Raw genomic sequence first — 5,621 nt, 5'->3', positions numbered from 1 at the left:
CAGGCCGACCTGACGATGCAGATGCCGCGTGCGAGACTTTCGCAGCTCGGGGTCACCTATCCGGACGGCCGCGCGCTGCCGAACGACGAATTGCCGGCGTCGCTGTTGCTGCCGATGGGCCGCAATGGGCCGGCGTTCCTGGCCTATGCGAATTTCGCGGCTTTCACCGAGTGGAACAACTCGCTGATCTATTCCACCACCGCAGCCTATCTCGCCACCCGGATCGCGGGCGCCCCACCGATGCGCCGCCCGGCCGCTGCCGTCGCGCAACTGCCGTTCAACGAGATCAAGGAATTGCAGCAGCTCCTGGTGCGCGCCGGCTTCGACGTCGGCAAGGTCGACGGCGTGCTCGGCCAGCAGAGCCGAACGGCGGTCAAGGCGATGCAGGTCAAGTATGGCCTGCCGGCGGATTCCTGGCCGACCGCGGAGCTGTTGGCGAGGATGCGTGGCACGCCCGGCACACCGCGCGCGCAGGCGCAGCCGATGCCATTGCCGACGGCGCGTTAGCGCCCATATTGGCGGGACTGCCAACCTTCTCCTCAGAGAGCATCACATGTCCTTCCATGACGCGACCGTCCCCGCCTTCCTGCAGATTCTCACCGCGCTTTCAGGCCTGCTGACCAAGGCAGAGGCGCATTGCGAGACCAAGAAGATCCAACCCGAGGTGCTGCTGTCGGCGCGGCTCTATCCGGACATGCTCCCCCTCTCCAAACAGGTGCAGCTCGCCTGCGATTTCGCCGCCAAGGGCTGCGCGCGGCTCGCCCATGCCGACGTGCCGAGCACGCCCGACACCGAGAAGACGTTCGCGGAATTGCGCCAGCGCCTCGCCAACACCGTCGCCTACCTGAAGACGTTCCAGCCGGCACAGTTCGAGGGCGGCGACACCAAGGACGTCACCTTCCCGACCGGCCCGAACACCAGCCTGACGCTGAAGGGCCAGGACTTCGTCAACCGCTTCGCCTTCCCGAACTTCTATTTCCACGCCGCGACCACCCACGGCATCCTGCGCCACAACGGCGTCGAGATCGGCAAGCGCGACTTCCTCGGCGTGGCCTGACGCTCTCTGCCTCGCCATTCCGGGCCGCCTTCGTCGTGCCCGGAATGGCGGAGGAAATTTCACTTCCGTGCAAGGCGAATCCGCAAGCGATTCCTGCTCAGTTTTTCGGCTTTTGAAGAAGTTTTCATTTCGAGCGCCGCGCTCGTCACCCCTGCGCGCCGCGAATGGCTGTCACCTTGCACGGTACGTCGCGATGCACAATTGTAGGCCATCCCTCATCCCATCGGAAAGTCCCGCATGAGCACGCCGACCCAACTTTTCGAACCCTACAAGCTCGGTCCGATCACCCTGCCGAACCGCCTCGTGATGGCGCCTCTGACGCGCAACCGCGCGGTGCCGCCCGGCATGGTGCCGAGCGAGCTCGCGGTCGAATATTACGGCCAGCGCGCCTCCGCAGGCCTCCTCGTCACCGAGGCGAGCCAGGTTTCGCAGCAGGGCCAGGGCTACCAGGACACGCCCGGCATCTATTCCAGGGAGCAGGTCGCCGGCTGGAAGAAGGTGACCGACCGCGTCCATGAGCGCGGCGGCCGCATCTTCATCCAGCTCTGGCATGTCGGCCGCATCTCGCACGATTCGCTGCAACCCGGCGGCGGCAAGCCGGTCGGTCCCTCCGCGGTCCGCGCCAAGGGCAAGACCTTCGTCAACGGTACGTTCACCGAAATCTCCGAACCGCGCGCGCTGGAGCTGTCGGAAATCCCTGATATCATCGACGCCTTCAGGAAGGCCACGACGAATGCGATGGCCGCCGGCTTCGACGGCGTCGAGATCCATGGCGCCAACGGCTATCTGCTCGACCAGTTCGCCAAGGATGGCGCCAACAAGCGCACCGACGCCTACGGCGGCTCCATCGAGAACCGCGCCAGGCTGATGCTCGAAGTGACGAAGGCGGTGACCGCCGAGGCGGGCGCCGAGCGCACCGGAATCCGCATCTCGCCGGTGACACCGGCCAACGATATTTCGGACTCCAATCCGCAGCCGCTGTTCGACCATATCGTCGACGGCCTCAATGCCCTGAGGCTCGCCTACATCCACGTCATCGAGGGCGCGACCGGCGGCCCGCGCGACATCGCGCCGTTCGACTACGCGTCGCTGCGCAAGCGCTTCTCGGGCGCCTACATGGCCAATAACGGCTATGATTTCGCGCTCGCGACCAAGGTGCTCGCCGACGGCGCCGCCGACCTGATCGCGTTCGGCAAGCCGTTCATCTCCAACCCCGATCTGGTGGAGCGGCTGAAGGCCGGCGCGCCGCTGAACGAGTGGGACAAGAACACCTTCTATGGCGGCGGCGCCAAGGGCTACACGGACTATCCGACGCTGGAGGCCGCGCAGGCAGCGCAATAACGGCGAAGAATGTCGGGTGCGCCAAGGCGCGAACGCGACGATGCTTCGCACCGCGCGGAGCGACGTGCCTCCCATCCATCAACGCGGTGGCTCCGCATGGTGGGCACGCTTCGCCTTCGCTCTTCGAGCGCAGGCGGAGCTTGGTCCACCCTACGGCTTGGTCGACGCCCTTCCCTAGTCTGGCGACGTCTGTTCTACTGGACGCCATGACGGAACACACCGAGGATATCGTTCGCCATGCCGCCGCCGCGTTCAACGCCGGGCGACGCGACGAGGCGCAGCAGCGTTGCGAGCAGGCGCTGGCCCGCGCGCCTGGCGAGCCGATGCTCAGCCATCTGCTTGCTGCCGTGCTGTTCGCCAAGGGTGATGCCGCCGCCGCGCTCCCGCACATCGAGACCAGCCTCGCCAGGCGGCCGGACCATGCTGCGGCGCGCCTGCTTGCTGCGCGGATCGCGCGCGCCCTCAGCGATCTCGGTGCCGCGCTCGCACAGCTCGATCGCGCGATTGCGCTTTCGCCCCAGCGCGAATTGTTCGTCGAGAAGGCGCGCATGCTGGATCAGGCGGGAATGCAGGTGCAGGCGCGCGAGGCGTGGCAGGCGATCCTGAAGGTGATCCCGACGCATCCGGAAGCCGCGGCGCGGCTCGGCCGGCTGGCCTGGGAGGACGGCGACTACGCCGCGGCGGTGTCGCTCCTGGAGCGGGCGACCGCCGCCGACGCGCCGGCCTCGGCGTGGTTCGATCTCGGCCTCGCATGCCAGGATCTGCACGACTATCACGCCGCAGCCACCGCCTACCGCAAGGCGATCGAGCTGAAGCCCGATCACGCGGAAGCCATGCTCAACCTCGGCATCGTGCTGCAGGAAGGCGGCGATCGCGACGCTGCAATGGCCGCCTACCGGGAGGCCTATCGCCTGCGCCCTGCCCTGTTCGGCTCCATCGCCATGGCACTGACCTCGGCCTCGCATGGCCGGCTCTGGCTCGACGCGGACGCGCTGCGGCGATCACTCGCGCCCTAGATGCCCCCGTCGCGCGCGAAAACGCTTGCGGTAGACGTTGGGCGCGGCGAGCACCTCGGACACCGTCTTCGCATAGCCATCGCGGTGCGCCTCATCGAGACTTTCGAACACCAGCTCAGCCGAAACGCGCGGCACGGCGAAGCATTGCGCGACCGGCGTGCCCTGCTTCAGCACGCCCGAAAAATCGGGATCGATCCACAGCGCCGGAAAATTGATCCCGCCGTCGAAGAAGCGGTCGGCATCGACCAGGCCCGACAGCGTGCGGAACGGCAGGTCATCCCGGTTGACGGGATGGGTCGCGAACAGCGACCAGCCCTCGTCCAGCTCGATGGTCCAGAAGCTGTTGAACTTGATCGCGGCCTGCCCTTCGCGCGCGAACGGCGCGCCGGCCAGTTGCGCGGCGACGTGGAAGCTCAGGGGCGCGCGCGGGTGGCCCGGCGTCGCCGGCTCCGGGACGTCCCAGTCCCACGAGAACGACCCGTTCTCGATGATGACGTCACAGGGCAACGGAATCATCACGCCATAGGCCATGGCGTCGACGAAGGGCGGACATTGCTTGACGGTGCGAATCTCGCGGCCGTGGATATCCGAATGCGCTTTTGCCGGCATCGCGCGCAGCCAGTCCGGCAAGCGCCCTCGCGCCAATGCGGGCTTCGGCAGATGCGGCGCGAGCGCGGGATCGCAGCGGAAGATCATGCGCATGGAAATCTCCTGGACCCGCATGTTGCGGCCGTTCCGCCCCGTGGGTCAATCATGATCGAGCGATGCTGCCGAGAGCTTGCTGCACCCGACCGGCCGAGCCTATGCTCGGGGCAATCAAAAAAGAAGATCGGGAGGAAACCATGCACCGTTCCCTGCTCGCCGCCATCACCATCGTCGCGTCCTGACGTTTCCGTTTCCAACCCGGGCCCAGGCGCCAGCCGCGGCGACCGTTCAAGGATGCCCGCAAGGGCGAACATGGACGCGCAGGATCGGCTCTGGTTCGGCGAATCCCGCGGCGACCGGATCGGGATGTTCGACACAAGGAGCAACACCTTCAGGGAATGGAAGCTCAAACACCCGCTGGTCGGCACCCTATGATGTCGTGCTCGACAGGAACGAGAACGCATGGACGGGATCGATGGTGACCGATCAGGTGACACGGCTGAACACCAGGACCGGCGAGATTATCTGCTGCCGCGGCCGACCAATATCCGCAGGGTGTTCGTCGACAATTCGACGACGCCGGTCAGCTTCTGGGCGGGAAGCAATGATGGCGCTTCGATCGTGAAGGTCGAACCGCTGGATTGACGAGCGCCTGCGAGAGCCCGATGGAGAAATGAGAAGGCCGGGATCGCTCCCGGCCTTCGTTGTCAGCATGGATGGCCGGGTCAAGCCCGGCCATGACGGCCGTCGACCGTCACTTCGCTTCCGCCCGCTTCGGCGGGGTCGCCGGCCACGACTTGATCAGCGTGTCGTAGTCGATGGTCTCGCCCTTCGGCTTCTCGTTGGCGAGCTTGCGCTGCGGCGCGATGTTGCCGTCCTTCTCCGATTTCTTGAACCAGTACTCGGCGGTTTCCTTCTTGTTGAGCTTCGGACCGCAGGCGCCCTGCACGCCCGACTTCTCCAGCCGCTCCATCACCGAATCCTGGGCCGCGGCCAGCGCATCCATCGCGGCTTGCGGCGTCTTCGCACCCGACGACGCGTCGCCGATGTTCTGCCACCACAATTGCGCGAGCTTCGGATAGTCAGGCACGTTGTTGCCGGTCGGCGTCCACTGCACGCGCGCGGGCGAGCGGTAGAATTCGATCAGGCCGCCGAGCTTCGGCGCGCGCTCGGTGAACGACTTGTCCCAGATGTCGGACTCGCGGATGAAGGTGAGACCGACATGGCTCTTCTTCGCACTCACCGTCTTGGAGACGATGAATTGCAGATAGAGCCAGGCTGCCTTGCGGCGATCGACCGGGGTCGATTTCAAGAGCGTCGCCGAGCCGACGTCCTGGTAGCCGAGCTTCATGCCCTCCTTCCAGTACGAGCCGTGCGGCGACGGCGCCATGCGCCATTTCGGCGTGCCGTCGCTGTTCATCACCGGCAGGCCGGGCTTGACCATGTCGGCGGTGAAGGCGGTGTACCAGAAGATCTGCTGGGCGATGTTGCCCTGCGAGGGCACCGGGCCCGACTCGGAGAAGGTCATGCCTTGCGCCTGCGGCGGGGCATATTTCTTCATC

7 protein-coding genes and 1 pseudogene are annotated in these 5,621 nt (G+C 66.2%); 6 read left to right on the top strand and 2 right to left on the bottom strand.

The annotated features are described in order from the left end of the window. The 4 genes from JOY90_RS27110 to JOY90_RS27095 all read left to right on the top strand — a co-directional run. A partial coding sequence (locus JOY90_RS27110; RefSeq protein WP_291694175.1) for a peptidoglycan-binding protein occupies window positions 1–507 on the top strand: 507 nt, incomplete at its 5' end. A 46-nt stretch (window positions 508–553) separates the two neighbouring features. Then, window positions 554–1,057 (top strand): DUF1993 family protein, encoded by a 504-nt coding sequence (locus JOY90_RS27105; RefSeq protein ID WP_291694174.1) that lies wholly within the window; start codon window positions 554–556, stop codon window positions 1,055–1,057. A 237-nt stretch (window positions 1,058–1,294) separates the two neighbouring features. After that, window positions 1,295–2,398 (top strand): alkene reductase, encoded by a 1,104-nt coding sequence (locus JOY90_RS27100; RefSeq protein ID WP_291694173.1) that lies wholly within the window; start codon window positions 1,295–1,297, stop codon window positions 2,396–2,398. 206 nt (window positions 2,399–2,604) lie between these two features. Then, window positions 2,605–3,414, top strand: a complete 810-nt coding sequence (locus JOY90_RS27095; protein WP_291694172.1) for a tetratricopeptide repeat protein — start codon at window positions 2,605–2,607, stop codon at window positions 3,412–3,414. Here the strand turns inward: JOY90_RS27095 and JOY90_RS27090 are convergent. Beyond that, a complete protein-coding gene (locus tag JOY90_RS27090; protein WP_291694171.1) occupies window positions 3,400–4,116 on the bottom strand; it encodes a hypothetical protein in 717 nt (238 codons plus the stop codon). The two genes, JOY90_RS27095 and JOY90_RS27090, sit on opposite strands and share 15 nt — an antisense overlap. Window positions 4,117–4,371: 255 nt before the next feature. Between JOY90_RS27090 and JOY90_RS27085 the strand changes: the two genes are divergently transcribed. Both JOY90_RS27085 and JOY90_RS27080 read left to right on the top strand, forming a co-directional pair. After that, complete coding sequence (locus JOY90_RS27085) at window positions 4,372–4,494, top strand: hypothetical protein (RefSeq protein ID WP_291694170.1); 123 nt, start codon at window positions 4,372–4,374, stop codon at window positions 4,492–4,494. A gap of 27 nt (window positions 4,495–4,521) precedes the next feature. Continuing rightward, window positions 4,522–4,704: a hypothetical protein gene (locus tag JOY90_RS27080; protein ID WP_291694169.1), complete on the top strand. Its 183-nt coding sequence runs from the start codon at window positions 4,522–4,524 to the stop codon at window positions 4,702–4,704. Window positions 4,705–4,813: 109 nt separating this feature from the next. Here JOY90_RS27080 and JOY90_RS27075 read toward each other — a convergent pair. Continuing rightward, a pseudogene (locus tag JOY90_RS27075) lies at window positions 4,814–5,621 on the bottom strand (carbohydrate ABC transporter substrate-binding protein); the annotation flags it as partial.

It is taken from the genome of Bradyrhizobium sp. (genome assembly GCF_019242285.1).
Taxonomy (GTDB): Bacteria; Pseudomonadota; Alphaproteobacteria; order Rhizobiales; family Xanthobacteraceae; genus Bradyrhizobium.
The sequence above is the reverse complement of the archived record's forward strand: the minus strand, read 5'-3'. Positions and strand labels throughout refer to the sequence as shown.